A 20,221-nucleotide genomic window follows, 5' to 3' on the forward strand; every position below is an offset into this window, starting at 1 on the left:
GGTGGCAGACTGGCGCGGTGGACACCCCGCTCCTGGCCGACCAGCGCCGCGCCGTGATCCGCGACGCCGTCGCGCGCGCGGGTGCGGTGCGGATGGCGGACCTCGTCGCCCGCCTGGGCGTCTCCGAGATGACCATCCGCCGTGACATCGCGGCGCTCGCCGAGCTCGGCGTCCTCTCCCGGGTGCACGGCGGCGCCGTCGCCCGCACCGGGAGCGCCACGGAGCCCGCGTTCACCGAGAAGGCGACGCGGGCGGGGGCGCAGAAGACGGCGATCGCGCGCGCCGTCGCCGACCTCGTCCCCGCGGGCACCTCGCTGGGCCTCACGGCCGGGACCACGACGGCGGCCGTCGCCACCGCCCTGACGCGCCTGCCCCACGTCGCGACGCTCAGCGTGCTGACCAACTCCCCGCCCGCCGCCGACATCCTCTTCGCCCAGCCCCACGCGCCGACGCTCGTGGTGACGGGCGGCGAGCCGACGCCGTCGGCCGCGCTGGTGGGGCCGGTGGCCGCGTCGGTGTGCTCGACGTTCCACCTCGACACCCTCGTGCTCGGCGTCTCCGGCATGGACGCCGCGGCGGGGCTCACCTCCCCCACGCTCGCCGAGGCCGACACGCTGGCGGCCTTCCTGCGCGCGAGCTCCCGGGTGGTCGTCGCGGCCGACTCCAGCAAGTGGGGCACCACCGCCCTGCGCACCATCGCCGGCTGGGACGCCGTCGACGTCCTCGTGACCGACGACGGCCTGCCGGCCGACGCCCTCGAGCACCTGCGCGACGTCGTCGACGTCCGCCTCGCCACCACCCCGGAAGGACCCCGATGACGACGCCCCCGACTGCAGCCACCCCGCCGTCCTGGCTGCCCGCCTGGACGCTCGAGCAGGGCCGCGAGCTCGTCACCACGCTGTTCGGCGCGACGTTCGACGGCGCGCCCGCCGGCACCTTCTCCGCACCGGGGCGCGTCAACCTCATCGGCGAGCACACCGACTACAACGGCGGCCTCGCGCTGCCGATCGCGCTCGAGCACCGCACGCACGTCGCGCTGCGACTGCGCGAGGACTCGCGCGTCCGCCTCGTCTCGGCACAGGGCGACGGCGTGTGGGAGGCCGACCTCGAGGCCGTCGCGCCGGGCGCCGTGACCGGGTGGGGCGCCTACCTCGCCGGGGTCGCGTGGGCGCTGCGGCAGGCGGGCCACGACGTGCCGGGGTTCGAGGCCGCCGTCGACTCGTGCGTGCCGTTCGGCGCCGGGCTCTCCTCCTCCGCGGCGCTCGAGGCGTCGCTCGCGATCGGGCTGGACGCGCTGCTCGACCTCGGCCTCGGCGCCGACGACGCGGGCCGCTCCGCCCTGGCCGCCGTCTGCGTGAGGGCCGAGAACGAGATCGCCGGCGCGGCGACCGGCGGGATGGACCAGGCGGCCTCGCTGCGCGCCCGCGACGGCTACGCGCTCGCCCTGGACTGCCTCGACGGGTCGGTCAGTCACGAGCCGTTCGTGCCCGCCGGGTGCGAGCTGTTGGTGATCGACACGCGCGCGCCGCACAGCCTCAACGACGGCCAGTACGCCTCGCGACGCGCGACCTGCGACGCGGCGGCGGCCGCCCTGGGCGTGCCGACCCTGCGCCACTGGCTGGACGCCGCACCCGACGCGGCTTCCGCCGTCGCCGACGCGCAGGCCCGGCTGGACGACGACGTCGCGCGCCGCCGCGTGCGACACGTGCTCACCGAGATCGACCGCACCCGGCTCGCGCACGAGGCGATGCGCGCGGGCGACTGGAGCGCGTTCGGCACGCTGATGGACGCCTCGCACGAGTCGCTGCGCGTCGACTACGAGGTCACGGTGCCCGAGCTCGACGTCGCGGTGGGCGTCGCGCGCGAGGCCGGCGCCCTCGGCGCCCGGATGACGGGCGGCGGGTTCGGCGGGTCGGCGATCGCGCTGGTCCCGGGCGGGACGAGCGACGCCGTCGCCGCCGCCGTGGTCGCGGCCTACGCCGAGCGTGGCTTCGCGGCACCGGCTTTCCTCACCTCGCGCGCGGCCGGCCCCGCCGCCTGAGCATCACGCTCCGGTCTCGATCCGGCGGGGCGGGGCCCGCGGCGACCCCCGAGTGGCTAGGGTGAGTGCCACTCGGGGGTTACCAGGTAAGGAGACGACGATGACGCGTGCGACGACGGGCCGGATCGCGGCGGTGGCAGCGGCGATGGCGCTGGGCCTGGTGGCCTGCGGGTCCGACGACGGGGGCTCGGGCGGGGGCGGTGAGCTCACCTACGAGGACTCCCCTCTCATGCCGTACTTCACCGCCGGTGACTCCGAGGAGTTCGACCAGGAGGCGATGAGCGCGCAGTACGAGGAGGAGTCCGCGCGCGTGGAGCAGCTCACCGCCGAGTGCATGGCGGGGCAGGGCTTCGAGTACACGCCGCAGGACTTCTCCGGCCAGATCTCGTTCGGGCCCGAGATGGACGAGGACTTCGACCCGATCGAGAACGCGCGCCAGAACGGGTACGGGTTCAACGCCCCGCAGGACCCGGAGCAGGACGAGTGGGTCGACGCCAACGCCGACTACGTCGAGTCGATGTCCGAGTCCGAGCGGGACGCCTACTACGAGGCGCTCTACGGTCCGAGCGTCGAGATGGACGCCGAGGCCGAGATGGAGACCGAGTGGGACTGGAGCACGGCCGGCTGCTCCGGCGAGGCGCAGCACCAGGTCTACGAGGTCGAGAGCGACCAGGCGGGGACGAACGACGTCTACTCCGACCCCCGGTGGGAGGAGCTCATGACCGCGATGTCCACCACCTACGAGGACGTGCAGAACCACCCCGACATGGTCGCGCTGAACGAAGAGTGGGCCTCGTGCATGGCCGACGCCGGCCACAGCGGGTTCGCGTCCTCCCAGGAGGCGCAGGAGAGCATCATGGACGCCCAGAACGCCTTCTGGGAGGAGAACGCCGACGACCCGGAGTACATGGGCCCCTCCGAGGCCGAGACCGCCGAGCTCCGCGAGCGCGAGATCGAGCTCGCCACGGCGGACTACACCTGCCAGGACGAGACCGACTACAACGACCGTCAGCTGCGCGCGCAGTTCGCCGTCGAGCAGGAGTTCGTCGACGAGAACAAGGCCGAGCTGGAGGCGTTCGCCGAGGCCCTCGCGGCGGCCGGGCAGTGAGGTTCCCCGGTCGGCGCGACCGGTCGGGCCGGGCGGGCGAGCAGCCGGTCGGCGACGGTCCCGGTGAGCAGGACGGTCGCGGTGCGCAGGAGGCCGGGCTCGCCCCGGACGCCGCAGGGACCGACCCGGGGGCTCCCACCGGGGAGATCGACCTCTCGGAGGTCGGGCGCCCCGAGCCCGAGCCGGCGCACCGCCGCCGCGCCGCCGCAGGGACCCGCACCCCGCTGAACCGCACCGTCTGGGTGATCGCGGCGGTCGCCGTCGTCGCCCTGGGTGCCGGCATGGTGCTGCAGCGGTTCGTCGTCTCGCCCGCGCAGGCCGCGGCCGACACGGCTCCGCCCGAACCCGGCCTCGTGACGGTGCCCGTCGAGCGCCGCGCGCTGTCCAGCGACGTCGTCGCCCGGGGCGACGCGCGCTACGACGACGCCGTGGAGGTCACGATCGAGACCTCCGACCTCGGCGGCCCCGCCGTCGTGACCGGCGCCGTCCCCGACGTCGGGGCGCAGGTCGACGCCGGCTCCGTCGTTCTGGAGATCGCCGGGCGGCCCGTCGTGGCCCTGCCCGGCGCGTTCCCCGTCTACCGCACGATCCGGGCCGGCGCGACGGGCCCCGACGTGCTGCAGCTGCGCGACGCGCTCAACTCCCTCGGGCTCGAGGCCGGTGACGGCGAGACGTACGACGGCGCGATGGCCGGCGCCGTCGAGCGCCTCTACGCCCGCGCGGGGTATCCCGTCCCCGACCCGCCCGAGGGGGCGGCGGAGGCGCTGGAGTCCGCCGAGCTGCAGGTCCGGTCAGCGACGGCGGGCCTCGAGACGGCGCGCGCCGCCGTGACCACCGCCGGCGCCGGTGCCCCGCGCTCGGAGCGCATCGGCCTGGACAACGCCGTCGCCGAGGCCGAGCGCCAGCTCGAGGACGCGCGGGCGTGCGCGGCGGCACCGGCACCGACCGACCCGGAGACGGGGGCGGCCCTGCCCCGCGAGACGTGCGCGCTGAGCGTCGGCGCCGCCGAGGGCGCCGTGACCCTGGCGCGCGCGCAGCGCGACGAGGGCCTCGCCGCCCCGGACACCTCCGCGGAGGTCGCCGCCCGCGACGCGGCGCAGCGCGAGCTCACCGACGCCGAGGAGGCGCTGGGCCAGGCGCGGCAGGACGTGCTGACCCCGATGCCCGCCAGCGAGGTCGTCTACGTGTCCTCCTTCCCGCGCCGGGTCGACGGCGTCACCGCGCAGCGGGGCACCACCGTCACCGGTGCGGCCATGACGATCTCCGGGGCGACTCTGGAGATCGCGGCGAACCTCGCCCGCGCCGACGCCGACCTGCTCGCGGTCGACCAGGCGGCGGAGCTGCTCCTGGACGACACCCCGATCGCCGCGACCGTGGTCGAGATCGGGGCGCAGGCGCCAGCCCCGTCGTCGGGGTCGGAGGGCTCGTCCGAGGGTTCCGCCGGCAGCGAGGGCGGCGGTGGCGGAAGTGGCGGCGCGGACCCCGACCGGGTGCAGGTGGTCCTGGTGCCGGGCGAGCTGAGCGACCCCCAGCGCGACGCCCTGGCGGGCAGCAACGTGCGCATCCGCATCCCGGTCAGCTCCACCTCCGGCGAGGTGCTCGCGGTACCGATCGCGGCGCTGACCGCCGGCCCGGGCGGCGAGAGCCGCGTCGAGGTCCTGCGCGACGGCGCGGACGAGCCCGAGCTCGTCGTCGTCACCACCGGCCTCACCGCCTCCGGCATGGTGGAGGTCGTCACGAGCGAGCAGCCGCTGGAGGCCGGCGACCGCGTGGTCGTGGGGGCGGGGTGAGCACCGCGCCCGCCGCGCCGGCAGCCGTGACGCCTCCCGCGCAGGGGGCCCTCGCACCGGTCATCGAGCTGCGCGGGCTCACCCGGTCCTTCCCCGGCGACCCGCCCGTCGTGGCGCTGCACCCCACCGACCTGACGCTCCTGGAGGGCGACTACCTCTCGATCGTCGGACCCTCGGGGTCGGGCAAGTCGACGCTCCTGAACCTGCTGGGGCTGCTGGACCGGCCCACCGGCGGGGAGTACGTGCTCGACGGCGAGCTGACGCGGACCGCGGGCGAACGGCGCCGCACCGCCCTGCGGGCCGGTCGGATCGGCTTCGTGTTCCAGTCCTTCCACCTCCTGCCGCACCGCACCGTGCTGGAGAACGTCGTGCTGGCCACGGTCTACGCCGGCGTCCCGCGCGCCGAGCGCCACGACCGCGCCGTGGCCGCGCTCGAGCGCGTGCACCTCGGGCACCGGCTCGCCTTCCGCCCGACCACGCTCTCGGGCGGTGAGCGTCAGCGCGTGGCCGTGGCGCGCGCCGTCGTGACGAGCCCCCGGCTGCTCCTGGCGGACGAGCCCACGGGCAACCTCGACCAGTCGACCTCGGGCGAGGTCCTGGACCTGTTCGACGAGCTGCACGCCGACGGCCTCACCCTCGCCGTCATCACGCACGACGACGACGTCGCCGCGCGGGCGCAGCGATCGGTGCGGATCACCGACGGCGTGCTCGAGGTGCTGCGGTGAGCCGGCTCTCGATCCGGGACCTCGCCGTCGAGGCGTCGCACGGGATCGGCGCCCGGCCCGGTCGCCTCCTGCTGACCATCCTCGGCACGGTGCTCGGCATCGCCGCGCTCGTGGTCACGATGGGGATGGCGCAGACCGGCGCGGGCCAGATCGCGCGCCAGTTCGACGCCGTCGGGGCCACCCAGGCCGTCGCGAAGGCCGGCGAGGCGCGGACGATGGGCGGTGACACCCGCGCGCGCACCCAGCTCCCGTGGGACTCGCCCGACCGCGTCGAGCGGCTCGCGGGCGTCGAGGCCGCGGCGCTGCTGGCAGAGGTCGACGTCGCTGGCGCGCGCATCTCCGCCGTCCCGATCGCGGACCCGACGGCCGTGGCCGGCGTCCCGCCCGCCGTCGTCGCCACCAGCCCGGGCGTCCTGGCCGCGGTGCGCGGGACGCTCGCGACCGGGCGCATGTTCGACGCCGGGCACGACGCGCGGGCGGACCGCGTCGTCGTCCTCGGGGCGGGCGCGGCCGAGCGGCTCGCGATCAACCGGATCGACTCGCAGCCGTCGATCTTCATCGGCGAGCGGCCGTACACCGTGATCGGCATCGTCGAGGAGACCGCCCGGCGCCGCGATCTCGTGGACGCTGTGATCCTCCCGATGGGGACGGCGCGGGCCGACTTCGGCCTGACCGCACCGGGCGAGCTGCAGATGCGGATCGCGGTGGGCTCGGGCGACGTCGTCGGCTCCCAGGTGCCGCTCGCCCTCTCGCCGAACGCGCCCGAGAACGTCGACGTCCAGTCCCCACCCACCGGTGGGGAGCTGCAGCGCAACATCCGGGGCGACATCAACATCGTCTTCATCGCGCTGGGCGGCGTGGCGCTGATCGTGGGCGGGCTCGGGATCGCGAACGTGACCCTGCTGTCGGTGATGGAGCGTGTCGGGGAGATCGGGCTGCGGCGGGCCCTCGGGGCGACCCGCGGGCAGGTGGCGACGCAGTTCGTGGTCGAGTCGGTGGTGGTGGGCCTCCTGGGCGGCCTCATCGGCGCCGCGCTGGGCGTCTTCGTCGTGGTCGGGGTGAGCGCCGCGCAGCAGTGGACACCCATCATCGACATGGGGCTCGCGCTCGGCTCCGCGCTGCTCGGCGGGGTCATCGGCCTCGTGGCCGGCGCCTACCCGGCGATCAAGGCCGCCTCGCTCGAACCCGTCGCGGCGCTGCGCGGCGGGCTCTGACGACGGCGGAGTCTGACGGCGGCGGGCTCTGACGGTGGCGGACCACGGCGCGCCACAACGGCCTCGCCCGCCCTCCCGGCTCAGCCCACGTCGTAGCGCACGACGTACGGGGCGTGGTCGCTGAAGCGCGCGTCGTACGTCGCCGCGCGATCGACCGCCTGCTCCACGACGCTCGCCGCGAGCGCCGGGGTGACGGCCTGGACGTCGATGCGCCAGCCCGAGTCGTTGTCGAACGCCTTCCCGCGCCACGACCACCAGGTGTACGGGCCCGGGACGTCGCCCTCGACACGGCGCGCGACGTCGACCAGGCCAAGACCTGCACCGATCGCGCCCCCGGTGCCGGCCGCGCCGCCGTCGTGCTCGAGGTCGGGATCGCCGTACCAGCGGTCCAGGTACGCGCGCTCGGCCGGGAGGAAGCCGGCCGAGGTGCGGTTGCCCTTCCAGTTCTTGATGTCGAGCTCGCGGTGGCCGATGTTGATGTCGCCCCCGAGGACGGCCAGCTCCTGGCGGGCGAGCGTCTCCAGCCGCTCCGAGACGCGGTCGAGGTGGGCGTACTTGGCGTCCATCGACGGCGTGCCCGCGGTCCCCGAGTAGAGGTAGGTGGACACCAGGGTCAGCGTGCGGCCGTCGGCCAGCGCGAGGTCCGCCTCGACCCAGCGCCCGACGTCGCCCTCGGGCTCCTCACCGCTCTCCGGCGCCGGGAGCGACTCGCGCACGTCGGCGAAGGGCAGACGCGAGGCGATCGCCACGCCCGCGCGGCCCTTGGCGGTGGCCTCGACGTGGGTCACGTGCCAACCCTCGCCCAGGAGGTCGCGCACGACGGCGTCCGGTGCCCGCACCTCCTGCAGCAGCAGCACGTCCGGCTGCCGCTCCTCGAGCCAGGCCGGCATCCCTCGGCGGACGGCGGCCCGCAGGCCGTTGACGTTGACGGTCGCGATCGTGAGCACCCGAGCACTCTGCCACCGACCACCGACACGACCCGCATCGCCGTCCGCGTCGACGGACCGGTGGTGCCGGTGGCGCCGGGGTGCCGGTGGTGCCGGGCGCGAGGTTGTCCACAGGACGTGGCCGACGACCCGCCCCGCGGCCCTCCACCTGCCACTCTCGATGCATGACAACCCCGAACAGCGTCAACCGACCCCACGACACCGGTGCACGCACGTCCGACACCGACCGCCCGAAGCTCGACGACCTGGATCTCGACGGCCCAGAGGTCGACGGCCCGGACCACGGCAGCCAGGGCGGCGGCCGGGACGCCGTCATCGACACCGACGACGTCGACCTGCTCCTGACCGACCCGTACGGGCCGTTCGAGCTCGCCGACGCCGAGGACCTCACCGCGGACCGCGACTCCTTCGGACTGCCCTACGACGACGAGGACGAGGACGAGGACGACTTCGACGGATCCGTCGCCGACGCGGTCGACCGCACCGCGCCCCTGACGGACGACGCCGCCGTCCTCACGTTCGTCCGCGCGATGGTCCAGACCGCGTTCGTCGAGCGCTGGTGGCTGCTCCTCCTGGACGAGCGCGGCGTGCCGCTGCCGACGATCCCCCAGATCGAGGCGCCGCTGACGTTCGGCGAGCGCGAGGCGGACGAGATGGCCTCGATGCTCGAGTCTCTCGGCGAGCACCTGGGCCTTCCCGACCTGGTGCTCGTCTGGGAGCTGCCGCGGACCGGATCGGGCGAGGCGCAGGCGCGCGCGAGCCTCCTGTCGGCCGCGATCCGGCGGCGCGGCGGCGTCGTCCCGCGTCAGGTGCTGGTGCGGCGCCGTCGCGACGTGACGATGTGGCGCGCGCCGGAGGCGGCGGAGAACTCGCCCGCCGCCTGACCGTCGCGGAGATCCCGACGCTCGGCCCTCGACCCCGGCCGCACGGGTGGCGCCGGTCGCGTGGCGACAGCGTCCAGCGGTCGGTTGAGCGTCGGCTCTGACTGCACCAGGTCGACGCGAGGGCTGGCCGCCGAGTAGGGACGCGCTCGCCGCAGCGTCTGCTTCGTCGAGACGAACAGCGCAGCATCAGGTCGGGATCGGACGACGCCGTTGGCGTCGCATGCTCAGCGTCGAGCCGTCGGGCGGTACGTGAGCCCGAGCGTGCGCCCATCCAGCGTCCGGCTCTCGACGAGCTCGAGGTCGTGGTCGCCGAGACCGGCGTAGATGGGGCTGATGCCCGTTCGTCCAGTGATGACGGGGAAGACCGTGACCTGGATCTCGTCGACGAGACCAGCCTCGAGCAGCGACCAGTTCAACGACAGGCTCGCCTGAGACCGCAGCGGCATCTCGGACGACCTCTTGAGCTCGCGCACGATCTCCACGGCGTCGCCGCGCTCGATGGTCGCATCCGGCCAGCCGAGCGTCTGCTCGAGGGTGGAGGAGATGACCGTCGCCGCCATCCGCAGCAGCCGCTGGTTCCAATCGTCGAGCGTCAAGGGGTCGATGCCTGCCTCGAAGATGCCTGCCACCTCGCGGAAGGTCGTTGCGCCGTAGACCATGCGCTGCGGCACGCTGAAGAGCTCGGCGCGCCACTGCAGCAGCTCCGGGCCCTGCTTCGACCAGTAGCCACCCCAGTCCACTCCCCCGGGCCGCTCGTCGTACGATCCGAAGCCGTCCAGCGTCGTGAACACATCCCAGGTGTAGCCGACCATTGCCGCTCCCTCTCTTCCGTGCGACCACCAGCCCAGCGGGCCGGTCTCGTCACGTCAAGAGAGCCGGTTGCGCGACATCGACTCCGAGTTCGGCGCGCTCGGAGAGCGGGATCGGTCTGGCAACCGCGCACGCAATGGGTGGGACGTAGTGTTGTCGTCATGGTCGACCGCCGGACAGCGTCCAGCGGTCGGTCGACCGCCGGCTCCCGGTCGACGGCCGGCTCCCGGTCGACGGTGGGCAAACCGTCCCTCGCTGGGAGCGGCCCGGTCTCGCTCACAGCGGCCAGCTGCAGCAACCCGGCCGCCCGCCGGGACATCTCCGCAGGTCAGTGGCCCGTATCGAGAAACCGTGGGAGATCGCCGCACCGCCAGCCGCTCACAGCGAGTGGCTGGCCGCTCACAGCGAGGGGCCCGACCTGAGGGCGGCCACGACCGCCGCCCGCCCGCCCGCCTGACCGGCGCTACGCGGCGATCCCCGCCCGGCGCTCGGCGGCCTCGACCGCGTTGCGGAACAGCAGCGCGATCGTCGTCGGCCCGACGCCGCCGACGCGCGGCGTGATGGCGCCGGCGACCTGCTCGCAGGCCTCGTCGACGTCGGGCAGCAGCCGCTTCCCCTCGTACCGAACCCCGCCGCCCACGACCGTGACGCCCGGCGTCAGGTGCTCGGGACGCAGGATCCCGGGCACGCCCACCGCGGCGATCACGACGTCGGCGCGGCGCGTGTAGTCCGCCCAGTCCGGGACACCGGTGTGCACCACGGTGACGGCGGCGTTCGCCGTCGGCCGCTTCTGGCTCAGCAGGAGCGCGAGCGGACGGCCGAGCGTGGTGCCGCGGCCCAGGATGCAGACCTCGCGACCCGAGATCGGCACCTCGTAGTGCGCGAGCAGCGCCTCGATCCCTGCCGGGGTGCACGGCACCGGGCCGGGCATCCCGAGCGCGAGGCGACCCATGTTGACCGGGTGCAGGCCGTCGACGTCCTTGTCGGGGTCGAGGGCCAGCAGCGCGGCGTCGAAGTCGATCTGCGGCGGTGTGGGGTGCTGCAGCAGGACGGCATCGACGTCGTCGGCGTCGTTCATCTCGCGCACGGCGGCCAGCACGTCGGCCTGCGTCGCCTCCTGGCCCAGGTGGATGTGGGGCGAGGTGAACCCGAGCTCCGCGGCCTTGGCCTGCTTCATCCGGATGTACCCCGCACTGGCGGAGTCCTCCCCCACGAGGATCGTGCCGAGCCCGGGCCGGCGGCCCGCGGCCACGAGGGCCTCGATCCGCGGGGCCAGGGACTCCAGCACCGCGTCGGCGACGGGCCGACCGGGCATCATGAGCGCTGCCATCGCGCCGGCCCTACTGCGCGAGGCCGTCGTAGAGCGGGAAGTCGGCCGTCAGCCGGTCCACCCGGGCGTGCAGCGCCTCGACGTCGGTGCTGCCGCCCCCGATCAGCGCCGTCGCGATCACGTCGGCGACCTCGGTGAACTCCGCGGCGCCGAAGCCGCGGGTCGCGAGCGCCGGCGTGCCGATCCGCAGGCCGGAGGTGACGCGCGGGGGCGCGGGTCGAACGGCACCGCGTTGCGGTTGACGGTGATGCCGGCGGAGTGCAGGAGGTCCTCGGCCTGCTGGCCGTCCAGCGGCGAGTGGCGCAGGTCCACGAGCACGAGGTGGACGTCGGTGCCCCCGGTGAGCACCGAGACGCCGGCGGCGGCGACGTCGGGCTGCGCGAGCCGGTCGGCGATGATGCGCGCACCCTCGAGCGTGCGGGCCTGGCGGTCGCGGAAGGCCTCCGTCGCGGCCAGCTTGAACGCGACCGCCTTGGCGGCGATCACGTGCATCAGCGGCCCGCCCTGCTGGCCGGGGAACACCGCGGAGTTGAGCTTCTTGCCCCACGGCTCCTCGTCCCGCGCGAGGATCACGCCCGAGCGGGGCCCGCCGAGCGTCTTGTGCACGGTGGAGGACACGACGTCGGAGTGCGGCACCGGGTTCGGGTGCAGGCCCGCGGCCACGAGGCCGGCGAAGTGCGCCATGTCGGTCCACAGCAGCGCACCGACCTCGTCGGCGATCGAGCGGAACGCCTCGAAGTCGAGGTGGCGCGGGTAGGCCGACCACCCGGCGATGATGACGCGGGGCTTCGACTCGATCGCCTTCGCGCGCAGCGCGTCGTAGTCGATGCGGTACGTCTCGGGGTCGACCTCGTAGGCCGCGACGTCGTAGAGCCGGCCGGAGAAGTTGATCTTCATGCCGTGCGTGAGGTGGCCGCCGTGGGCGAGCGAGAGCCCGAGGATCGTGTCGCCCGGCGTGGCGAGCGCGTGCAGGACGGCGGCGTTCGCCGTCGCGCCCGAGTGCGGCTGGACGTTGGCGTAGCCCGCGCCGAACAGGGACTTGACGCGCTCGATGGCAAGGTTCTCGGCGACGTCGACCTCTTCGCAGCCGCCGTAGTAGCGGCGGCCCGGGTAGCCCTCGGCGTACTTGTTGGTCAGGACGCTGCCCTGCGCCTGCAGCACGGCTCGCGGCACGAAGTTCTCGCTCGCGATCATCTCGAGCGTCTCGCGCTGGCGCCCCAGCTCACCCTCGAGGACCGCGGCGATCTCCGGGTCGAGTGAGGCGAGGGAGCCGCCGGCGATGTCGGCGCCGCTGAGCGAGGACAGGTCGGGCGCGTCGGTGGGGCGGGGGTCGGTCACGGAGGTCACAGCGGGACTCCTTCTTCGGTACGGCGGGCACGCGTGCGCGTGCCCCGGACGAGCAGGGACCCAGGCGGGCGACCCCGTGCTCACGTACCTCGTCGCTCCCCGGTGGTCGATCCCACCCGGCGCCAGTCGCGACGCGGCCAGCCTACTGCAGCGCCGGCTCAGCGCCCGGCGCCGCCTCCTCGCCCAGGATCTTCTTGAGGTAGGCGTAGGTGAGCTCGCCGGTGTGCTGGTCGTAGGCGTGCTCGAAACCCTGCGTGGCGTAGAGCGAGAGGTTCTGCGTGGAGTCCTTGCCGGTGAAGACCCACACCTCCTGCGTCTGCTCGGGCAGGTACTGCAGCACCGCCATGAGCAGCTGGGTCCCGATCCCGGTCCCCTGGAGGTCGGGCACGACGGCGAGTCGACCGAGCGTGGCGCGGTCCCCCTCGAGCTCCACCCGGACCGAGCCGACGAGGCGGTGCCCCTGCCACGCGCCGAGGGTCACGACGTCGGCGCGCCCCAGGTCGGTGCGCAGCTCCTCGAGCGTCTGCGTCAGCGGCGGGATGTTCGGGTCGCCGTAGCGCTGAGCCTCGGTGACGAACGCCGCGCGGCGCACGGTCAGCAGCTCGCCGGCGGCCGCGCCGTCGTGGGGCTCGACGACGTCGATGCGGAGGGCGGGATCGGTGCTCATACCTCGATCATCGCAGAAGCGCGCCGGGCGGGGCCGGTACCGTGACCGCCGTGACGACATGGATTCTCACGCTCTCCTGCCCCGACCGCCCCGGGATCGTCGCGGCGGTGGCGGGTGCGCTCGCCGGCCTCGAGGGCAACATCACCGAGTCCCAGCAGTTCGGCGACCCGGTCTCCGGCCTGTTCTTCATGCGCGTGGAGGTGCAGGTCGACGCGCCGCGCGAGGACCTGACCCGGGTGCTCGACCCCGTCACGAGCGCCTACGGCATGACGTGGGACCTCGACGTCGTGGGACGCCCGCTGCGCACCGTGCTGATGGTCTCGACCGCCTCGCACTGCCTGCACGACCTCGCCTACCGGCAGCGCTCCGGGCGGCTCCCGATCGACGTCGTGGCGGTCGTCTCGAACCACACCGCGCTGCAGGGCATCGCGGACTTCTACGAGCTGCCCTTCCACCACGTGCCGGTCACGCGCGAGACGAAGGCGCAGGCCGAGGCCGAGCTGCTGCGGATCGTGGGTGAGACCGACGCCGAGCTCGTCGTGCTGGCGCGGTACATGCAGATCCTGTCCGACGACCTGTGCCGCGAGCTCGACGGGCGCGTCATCAACATCCACCACTCGTTCCTGCCCTCGTTCAAGGGCGCGCGCCCCTACGCGCAGGCGCACGCCCGCGGCGTCAAGCTCATCGGGGCGACGGCGCACTACGCGACGGCGGACCTGGACGAGGGGCCGATCATCGAGCAGGACGTCGAGCGAGTCGAGCACGACGACGACGTCGCCGAGCTGCAGGCGATGGGCGAGGACGTCGAGCGCCGCGTGCTGGCGCGTGCCGTGCGCTGGCACGCCGAGCACCGGGTGCTCGTGGACGGGCGACGGACGGTCGTCTTCCGCTGACGCCGCCGCGGCGCGTCCGGCTCAGCGCCGGCGCTGCACCATCGTGGCGCCGGTGATCGCGGCGATCACGCTCTCGTAGGGCGACTCGGCGTCGAACGAGCCGTTGTTGCGGCCGTGCCGCAGCACCTCGACCCGGTCGGCGACGGCGCGCACGTCCGTGAGGTTGTGGCTGATGAGCACCACCCCGAGCCCGAGGTCGCGCAGGCTCGAGACGTGGTTCAGGACCTCGGCCGTCTGCGCGACCGACAGCGAGGCCGTCGGCTCGTCCAGCACGATCAGCCGGGGATCCCCCACGAGTGTGCGCGCGATCGCGACGCACTGCCGCTGACCGGCCGAGAGGGTGGACAGCCGCACCCGCGGCGACGGGATGCGCGAGTTCAGCTGCTGCAGGTAGTCGTGCGCGAGGTGCTCCATGCGCGCCTCGTCCAGCAGCCGTCCCACCCGCAGCTCCCGGCCGAGGAAGATGTTGGCCGTGACGTCGAGGTTGTCCGCGAGCGCCAGCTCCTGGAACACCGTGGCGACACCGGCCTGGTAGGCCTGCGACGGCGAGGCGAGCGCGACGTCGACGCCCTCCAGCCGCACGGTCCCGGCGTCGGGCTGGTGGACGCCGGCGACCATCCGCGCGAGCGTCGACTTCCCCGCGGCGTTGTCCCCGACGAGCGCCACCACCTCGTGCCGGTGGACCACGAGGTCGACGTCGACGAGCGCCTCGACCGCGCCGAACCGCTTCGTGGCGCCGCTGACCTCGAGGAGCGGCGGCCTCGCCGTCGTCCCGTTCCCGTCCACGCGCCCCGCCACCTGCTCCACCTCGTCCCTGTCGATCACGGTGCCATCACCCCCTGCTGGTCCAGCGCGTGCGCGACGGCGCCGAGCACCTCGGCCCGCACCCCGAGCTCGCCCACGACCACCGGCACGGGATCCTCGCTCGCCAGCATCACGCGACGCGCCAGCGCGTCGCGCACGCCGACGGCGAGCAGGTCGCCCGTCGCGGCCAGCTCGCCCCCGAGCACCACCATCTCGGGGTTGGCGGTCATCGCCACCCCGGAGACCACGGCCCCGATCGTCGCACCGGCGTCCGCAAGCACCTGCCGGCAGCCCGGGTCGCCGTCGTCCGCGAACCGGATCAGGTCGCGCAGCGCCAGGGGGCCGTGGCTCACCCGGAGGGTCCCGATGAGGGCGTCGGCGCCGACGACGGTGTTCAGGCAGCCGCGCGACCCGCACTGGCAGATCGGGCCGGTCGGGTCCACCAGGGTGTGCCCGATCTCACCGGCCGTCCCGCCGTGGCCGCGGTGCAGGACCCCGCCGAGCACGATGCCCGCACCCACGCCGTAGGACGCACGCACGTAGACGACGTCGCGCAGTCCCCGCGCGGCGCCGAAGCGCAGCTCCCCCAGCGCGCCGAGGTTCGCGTCGTTGTCGACGGCGACCGGCTTGTCCAGCCGGCGCTGGAGGACATCCGCCACCTCGACGTCCTCCCAGCCCCGCAGCACCCCGCGCGCCGCGATGCGGTCCGTGCGGGGGTCCACCGGCGCCGGCAGCGCGAGGCCCACGCCGACGACCTCCTCCAGCGAGGCGCCCATCTCCTCGAGCAGCTCGCCCGCCAGCAGCGCGGCCCGGTCGAGCGTGGTGTCCGCGCGGTGCTCGTGCGGCAGCGGCAGCACGGTCTCGGCGAGCACGTCGTAGCCGACGTCGGCGACGACCACCCGGAGCGAGCGCAGGCCCACCTGCAGCCCGACGGCGAGACCGGTGCGGCGCGCGAGGGTGACGAGCGAGGCGCGGCGTCCGCTGCGGGTCGTCGTGCGCGTCTCCACGCTGCCGGCGGCCAGGAGCTGCTTGACGATCGTGGAGACGGTGGCCGGCGACAGTCCGGTCGCCCCCGCCAGCTCGACCTGGGTGATGCCGCCGAACTGGGCGACGGTGCGCAGGATCCGCGCTGCGTTGGCTTCACGCAGCGACGTCTGCGACCCTGTCGCCGCTCCGCGCCCTGGCACCCGCGCACTATAGCCCGGCACCTGCACGCCACCGACCCGGCGTCAGCGCCAGAATCTTGGCTTCACTTCTCGACGCCAACAGACGGAACGAGCAGTCGGCGAGATTCGTTGCCGTTCCGGCACTCCCCGGCCCCTGTCGCCGGGCTGTCGACGGGGGACGTCCGCCACGGTGATCACGGAACGGTCACGGTTGAGTTCACGAGTTGACGCCAACGGGTCAGAGTCCTAGCGTGTGCGTCGTCGCCGGAACGACCCGGCGCGCCCCGCTCGACGACGCGTTGGGAGCATGCGTGACGACGTCACCCGTCATCCTCGAGATGCAGCACATCACCAAGGAGTTCCCCGGGGTCAAGGCCCTGGACGACGTGACGCTCGCCGTCCGCGCCGGCACGATCCACGCGATCTGCGGCGAGAACGGCGCCGGCAAGTCGACGCTCATGAAGGTGCTCTCGGGCGTCTACCCGCACGGGACGTTCCTGGGCGAGATCGTCCTGGACGGCTCGCCCGTCCACTTCGGGAACCTCAAGGCCTCGGAGAGCGCCGGCGTCGTCATCATCCACCAGGAGCTCGCGCTCATCCCCGAGCTGAGCATCACCGAGAACATCTTCCTCGGCAACGAGCTCACGTCCGGTGCACTCATCGACTGGGACGAGCAGCGCCGGCGGACGATCGAGCTCATGCAGCGCGTCGGGCTCGTCGCGAACCCGGACACCCCGATCAAGAACCTCGGCGTCGGCCAGCAGCAGCTCGTGGAGATCGCGCGGGCGCTGTCGAAGGACGTGCGCGTGCTGATCCTCGACGAGCCGACCTCGGCGCTCAACGAGGAGGACTCCGAGAACCTGCTGCAGCTCATGCGGGGCCTGCGCGAACGCGGCCTCACGTGCCTGATGATCTCGCACAAGCTGAACGAGATCGCCGACGTCTCCGACGCCGTCACGATCATCCGCGACGGTCGCACGGTGGAGTCGATCGAGGTCACGGACGAGCCCCTGGACGAGGACCGCATCATCCGCGGCATGGTCGGGCGCTCGCTCGAGGCCCGCTTCCCCGACCACACCCCCGAGATCGGCGAGACGTTCTTCGAGGTCCGCGACTGGACCGTCGCCGACCCCGAGGTCGAGGGCAGACTCGTGTGCAAGGGCTCGAGCTTCCACGTGAAGCGCGGCGAGATCGTCGGGTTCGCCGGCCTCATGGGTGCGGGCCGCACCGAGCTCGCCCGCTCGATCTTCGGCCGCACCTACGGCCAGTACCTCTCCGGGCAGATCTACATGAACGGCGAAGCGGTCTCGATCCCGACCGTCGGCAGCGCCATCGACCACGGCCTGGCCTACGTGCCGGAGGACCGCAAGACGCTCGGGCTGAACCTGCTCGACACGATCAAGGACACCGTCGTCTCGGCCGCGCTCAAGAAGATCTCGCGCCGGACCTTCATCGACGAGGACCGCGAGTTCGCCGCGGCCGAGTCCTACCGCAAGTCGATGCGGGTCAAGGCGCCCTCGGTGCGCGAGGGCGTCGGCAAGCTCTCCGGCGGCAACCAGCAGAAGGTCGTGCTGGCGAAGTGGATGTTCACCGAGCCGGAGCTCCTCATCCTGGACGAGCCCACGCGCGGCATCGACGTCGGCGCCAAGTACGAGATCTACGGTCTCGTGCAGAAGCTGGCGGCCTCGGGGCGCGGCGTCATCGTCATCTCCTCGGAGCTGCCCGAGGTCCTCGGGCTCGCCGACCGCATCTACACCGTCTGCGAGGGCGCCATCACCGGCGTGCTCGACCGCGCCGACGCCGACCAGGAGTCGCTCATGCGCCTCATGACCACGACGTCGGGCACCCAGACGATCGACCCGGTGACCGACACGCCCGTCACCGACGCCCCGATCACGGACGCCCCCACCGACACCACCACCTCCGCGGCCTGAGCCGGCGGCGGGAGAAGGAAAGACGATGAAGTCACTCAAGCAGTTCTTCGGCGGTGACGTCCGCCAGTTCAGCATGCTGTTCGCGCTGGTGGCGCTCGTGCTGCTGTTCCAGGGCCTGACCGGTGGTCGCGTCCTCACGCCGAGCAACATGATGAACCTCATCAACGGCAACTCGTACGTGCTGATCCTCGCGATCGGCATGGTGATGGTGATCGTCGTGGGCCACATCGACCTGTCGGTCGGGTCCGTGGCCGCCGTGACCGGCATCGTCGTGGCCCTGGCGATCCGCGACTGGGGCATCCCGTGGTACCTGGGCATCCTGCTCGGCATCGGAGTCGGCCTCGCCATCGGCGCGTGGCAGGGCTGGTGGGTCGCGTGGGTCGGCATCCCCGGCTTCATCACCACCCTCGCGGGCATGCTCCTCTTCCGCGGCCTCAACCAGTACATCGGCAACTCCAACTCGGTCCCCGTCCCGGAGGAGCTGCGCTACCTCGGTGGCGGGTACCTGCCCGAGTGGGGTCCTGCCGCCACGGGTCTGAACAACTCCACGCTCGTGCTCGGCCTCGCCGCCATCGCGTGGGTCGTCTGGGCCGAGGTCTCCAAGCGCCGTCGTGCTCTCAAGCTCGGAGCCGAGCCCACGCCGCTGCTGATCGCCGGCATCCGGCTCGTCGCCGTCGTCGCCGTACTCGGCTACCTGACGTTCCTGTTCGGCAGCGGCCGTCCGGGCACGTCGTTCCCCGTCCCCGGCGTGCTGCTCGTGCTGCTCGTCATCGCGTACCACGTGCTGACCCAGCGCACCACGATCGGGCGCCACGTCTACGCCGTCGGCGGCAACCGCGCCGCCGCCGCCCTCTCCGGCGTCAGCACCCGCAAGACCTACTTCTTCGTCATGGCGAACATGTCGGTGCTCGCCGCCGTCGCCGGCATCGTCTACATCGGCCGCGCCCAGGCCTCCGGTCCGTTCGACGGCACCAACTGGGAGCTCGACGCGATCGCCGCCGTGTTCATCGGTGGCGCGGCGGTCTCGGGCGGCATCGGCACCGTGACCGGCTCGATCATCGGCGGTCTCGTGATGGCCACGCTGAACAACGGCCTCCAGCTGATGAACGTCGGCTCCGACTGGACGCAGATCATCAAGGGCCTCGTGCTCCTCGCCGCCGTCGCCTTCGACGTCTACAACAAGACCCAGGGCAAGCCCTCGATCACGGGGCTCCTGTTCCGCCGGCAGAAGACCCTGATGCAGCACACGAGCCCCGAGCCCACCACCGCGACCAAGGACGTGCCCCGCGCCGGGGCCACCCCGCCCGTCTCCTGAACCCGTGGGCGGCGCACCGCCGCGCACACCTGATCCATCCATCTCACCTGCAAGGGACCCGCATCCAGTGTCGGATGCACGAGTAGAAGGCAGAACCATGAAGAGCAACGTCACGCGTTTCCTCGCCCTCGGCGCGATCAGCGCCCTGGCCCTCACCGCGTGCGGCGGCGGTCGCGACGCCGACACCGGCGGCGGCAACGGCGGCTCGCCGGCGGCCGACGGCGAGTGCTTCCCGGCCGACGCCACGATCGGCGTCGCCCTGCCCCAGAAGACCTCGGAGAACTGGGTCCTCGCGGAGCAGCTGTTCAACGACGGCCTCACCGAGGCAGGCTTCGACCCGCTGGTGCAGTTCGCGAACGGCGGTGCCACCGAGCAGCAGAACCAGATCGACTCGATGATCGAGCAGGGCGCCTCGGTCATCGTGGTCGGTGCGGTCGACGGCTCGCAGCTCGGCTCGCAGGTGCAGGCCGCCAAGGACTCCGGCGCCAGCGTCATCGCCTACGACCGCAACCTGCTCAACACCGAGGCCGTGGACGCCTACATCGCGTTCGACAACTTCAAGGTCGGAGAGCTCCAGGGCCAGGCGCTCCTCGAGGGTCTCGCCGAGCGCAAGGGCGAGGGCCCCTACAACATCGAGCTCATCGCCGGCTCCTCGGACGACGCGAACTCCACGCCGTTCTTCGAGGGCGCCATGAGCGTGCTGCAGCCGAAGATCGACGACGGCACGCTCACGGTCGTCTCCGGTCAGACCACGTTCCAGCAGGTGGCGACGCAGGGCTGGAAGCCCGAGAACGCCCAGCGCCGCATGGACACCATCCTGTCCGGCTCCTACGGCGGCGGCACCGAGCTCGACGGCGTCCTGTCCCCCAACGACACGCTGGCGCGCGCCGCGCTGACGTCGGTGCAGCAGGCGGGCGGCGAGACGCCGGTCATCACGGGTCAGGACTCCGAGGTCGAGTCGGTGAAGTCGATCATGGAGGGTGAGCAGTACTCCACGATCTACAAGGACACGCGCGAGCTCGTGGCGCAGACCATCGCCTCCGTCCAGGACCTCCAGATGTGCGAGGACATCCCGGTCAACAACACGACCGACTACGACAACGGTGTGAAGGTCGTCCCGGCCTTCCTGCTCGAGCCGAAGATCGTGACCGAGGCCAACGCCGCCGAGGTCTACGCCGGTGACGCGACGCTCGAGCCGCTCACGCAGGGCTGAGCAACCGGCCGCGCGCGAGCGCGGCCCGCACGG

At 73.1% G+C, this 20,221-nt stretch carries 17 protein-coding genes, 1 pseudogene and 1 riboswitch; of the genes and pseudogenes, 11 read left to right on the plus strand and 7 right to left on the minus strand.

The window, feature by feature from the left end; genetic code table 11:
- The first annotated feature begins 17 nt into the window (after positions 1–17).
- From QQK22_RS10490 to QQK22_RS10515, 6 genes are all read left to right on the plus strand, one after another.
- Complete coding sequence (locus tag QQK22_RS10490) at positions 18–818, plus strand: DeoR/GlpR family DNA-binding transcription regulator (protein ID WP_284250881.1); 801 nt, start codon at positions 18–20, stop codon at positions 816–818.
- The gene (gene galK / locus QQK22_RS10495) at positions 815–2,041 is read left to right on the plus strand and encodes a galactokinase (protein WP_284250882.1); all 1,227 of its coding nucleotides are present in this window, start codon (positions 815–817) and stop codon (positions 2,039–2,041) included. Before QQK22_RS10490 ends, galK begins: the two co-directional genes overlap by 4 nt.
- Positions 2,042–2,141: 100 nt before the next feature.
- Positions 2,142–3,149, plus strand: coding sequence for a hypothetical protein (locus QQK22_RS10500; protein ID WP_284250883.1), 1,008 nt, complete (start codon positions 2,142–2,144; stop codon positions 3,147–3,149).
- A complete protein-coding gene (locus tag QQK22_RS10505) occupies positions 3,146–4,939 on the plus strand; it encodes an efflux RND transporter periplasmic adaptor subunit (RefSeq protein WP_284250884.1) in 1,794 nt (597 codons plus the stop codon). The genes QQK22_RS10500 and QQK22_RS10505 overlap by 4 nt, the downstream gene beginning before the upstream one ends.
- On the plus strand, positions 4,936–5,664 hold the full coding sequence (locus tag QQK22_RS10510; protein WP_284250885.1) for an ABC transporter ATP-binding protein: 729 nt from the start codon (positions 4,936–4,938) through the stop codon (positions 5,662–5,664). The genes QQK22_RS10505 and QQK22_RS10510 overlap by 4 nt, the downstream gene beginning before the upstream one ends.
- On the plus strand, positions 5,661–6,878 hold the full coding sequence (locus tag QQK22_RS10515) for an ABC transporter permease (protein WP_284250886.1): 1,218 nt from the start codon (positions 5,661–5,663) through the stop codon (positions 6,876–6,878). Before QQK22_RS10510 ends, QQK22_RS10515 begins: the two co-directional genes overlap by 4 nt.
- An 80-nt stretch (positions 6,879–6,958) precedes the next feature.
- On the opposite strand, the gene QQK22_RS10520 is transcribed toward QQK22_RS10515, so the two are convergent.
- Entirely contained in the window at positions 6,959–7,825 is an 867-nt protein-coding gene (locus QQK22_RS10520; protein ID WP_284250887.1) for an exodeoxyribonuclease III, read from the minus strand.
- A gap of 164 nt (positions 7,826–7,989) precedes the next feature.
- Here QQK22_RS10520 and QQK22_RS10525 point away from each other — a divergent pair, with 164 nt between their 5' ends.
- Positions 7,990–8,709, plus strand: a complete 720-nt coding sequence (locus QQK22_RS10525) for a hypothetical protein (RefSeq protein WP_284250888.1) — start codon at positions 7,990–7,992, stop codon at positions 8,707–8,709.
- A gap of 224 nt (positions 8,710–8,933) precedes the next feature.
- Here QQK22_RS10525 and QQK22_RS10530 read toward each other — a convergent pair whose 3' ends face one another.
- From QQK22_RS10530 to QQK22_RS10545, 4 genes and pseudogenes are all read right to left on the minus strand, one after another.
- Positions 8,934–9,521, minus strand: a complete 588-nt coding sequence (locus tag QQK22_RS10530) for a dihydrofolate reductase family protein (RefSeq protein ID WP_284250889.1) — start codon at positions 9,519–9,521, stop codon at positions 8,934–8,936.
- Between the two features lie 461 nt (positions 9,522–9,982).
- The gene (locus QQK22_RS10535; protein ID WP_284250890.1) at positions 9,983–10,849 is read right to left on the minus strand and encodes a bifunctional 5,10-methylenetetrahydrofolate dehydrogenase/5,10-methenyltetrahydrofolate cyclohydrolase; all 867 of its coding nucleotides are present in this window, start codon (positions 10,847–10,849) and stop codon (positions 9,983–9,985) included.
- A 10-nt stretch (positions 10,850–10,859) separates the two neighbouring features.
- Positions 10,860–12,154: pseudogene (gene glyA, locus QQK22_RS10540) on the minus strand (serine hydroxymethyltransferase).
- 93 nt (positions 12,155–12,247) lie between these two features.
- A riboswitch (ZMP/ZTP riboswitch) is annotated at positions 12,248–12,336 on the minus strand.
- 2 nt (positions 12,337–12,338) lie between these two features.
- Positions 12,339–12,863 carry a GNAT family N-acetyltransferase gene (locus tag QQK22_RS10545; RefSeq protein ID WP_284250891.1) on the minus strand — a complete coding sequence of 175 codons (525 nt, stop codon included), beginning with the start codon at positions 12,861–12,863 and terminating at the stop codon, positions 12,339–12,341.
- A gap of 50 nt (positions 12,864–12,913) precedes the next feature.
- Here QQK22_RS10545 and purU point away from each other — a divergent pair, with 50 nt between their 5' ends.
- On the plus strand, positions 12,914–13,756 hold the full coding sequence (gene purU, locus QQK22_RS10550; protein ID WP_284250892.1) for a formyltetrahydrofolate deformylase: 843 nt from the start codon (positions 12,914–12,916) through the stop codon (positions 13,754–13,756).
- Between the two features lie 21 nt (positions 13,757–13,777).
- Here purU and QQK22_RS10555 read toward each other — a convergent pair whose 3' ends face one another.
- Entirely contained in the window at positions 13,778–14,578 is an 801-nt protein-coding gene (locus QQK22_RS10555) for an ATP-binding cassette domain-containing protein (protein WP_284252683.1), read from the minus strand.
- The gene (locus QQK22_RS10560) at positions 14,578–15,747 is read right to left on the minus strand and encodes an ROK family transcriptional regulator (protein WP_284250893.1); all 1,170 of its coding nucleotides are present in this window, start codon (positions 15,745–15,747) and stop codon (positions 14,578–14,580) included. Before QQK22_RS10560 ends, QQK22_RS10555 begins: the two co-directional genes overlap by 1 nt.
- Before the next feature lie 317 nt (positions 15,748–16,064).
- Here QQK22_RS10560 and QQK22_RS10565 point away from each other — a divergent pair, with 317 nt between their 5' ends.
- The 3 genes from QQK22_RS10565 (at position 16,065) to QQK22_RS10575 (ending at position 20,188) form a co-directional block, all read left to right on the plus strand.
- Positions 16,065–17,660 (plus strand): sugar ABC transporter ATP-binding protein, encoded by a 1,596-nt coding sequence (locus QQK22_RS10565; protein ID WP_284252685.1) that lies wholly within the window; start codon positions 16,065–16,067, stop codon positions 17,658–17,660.
- Between the two features lie 25 nt (positions 17,661–17,685).
- Positions 17,686–18,975, plus strand: coding sequence for a multiple monosaccharide ABC transporter permease (gene mmsB, locus QQK22_RS10570; RefSeq protein ID WP_284250894.1), 1,290 nt, complete (start codon positions 17,686–17,688; stop codon positions 18,973–18,975).
- 97 nt (positions 18,976–19,072) lie between these two features.
- On the plus strand, positions 19,073–20,188 hold the full coding sequence (locus QQK22_RS10575) for a substrate-binding domain-containing protein (RefSeq protein WP_284250895.1): 1,116 nt from the start codon (positions 19,073–19,075) through the stop codon (positions 20,186–20,188).
- Positions 20,189–20,221: the final 33 nt, after the last annotated feature.

It is taken from the genome of Litorihabitans aurantiacus (genome assembly GCF_030161595.1).
GTDB lineage: Bacteria > Actinomycetota > Actinomycetes > Actinomycetales > Beutenbergiaceae > Litorihabitans > Litorihabitans aurantiacus.

What these genes read in the sequence shown, in the direction of transcription:
- galK (WP_284250882.1), top strand. Translation starts at nt 815, where the DNA reads ATGACGACGCCCCCGACTGCAGCCACCCCGCCGTCCTGGCTGCCCGCC.
- QQK22_RS10535 (WP_284250890.1), bottom strand. Translation starts at nt 10,849, where the DNA reads ATGGCAGCGCTCATGATGCCCGGTCGGCCCGTCGCCGACGCGGTGCTG.
- QQK22_RS10530 (WP_284250889.1), bottom strand. Translation starts at nt 9,521, where the DNA reads ATGGTCGGCTACACCTGGGATGTGTTCACGACGCTGGACGGCTTCGGA.
- QQK22_RS10575 (WP_284250895.1), top strand. Translation starts at nt 19,073, where the DNA reads ATGAAGAGCAACGTCACGCGTTTCCTCGCCCTCGGCGCGATCAGCGCC.
- QQK22_RS10500 (WP_284250883.1), top strand. Translation starts at nt 2,142, where the DNA reads ATGACGCGTGCGACGACGGGCCGGATCGCGGCGGTGGCAGCGGCGATG.
- QQK22_RS10545 (WP_284250891.1), bottom strand. Translation starts at nt 12,863, where the DNA reads ATGAGCACCGATCCCGCCCTCCGCATCGACGTCGTCGAGCCCCACGAC.
- mmsB (WP_284250894.1), top strand. Translation starts at nt 17,686, where the DNA reads ATGAAGTCACTCAAGCAGTTCTTCGGCGGTGACGTCCGCCAGTTCAGC.
- QQK22_RS10525 (WP_284250888.1), top strand. Translation starts at nt 7,990, where the DNA reads ATGACAACCCCGAACAGCGTCAACCGACCCCACGACACCGGTGCACGC.
- QQK22_RS10565 (WP_284252685.1), top strand. Translation starts at nt 16,065, where the DNA reads ATGCAGCACATCACCAAGGAGTTCCCCGGGGTCAAGGCCCTGGACGAC.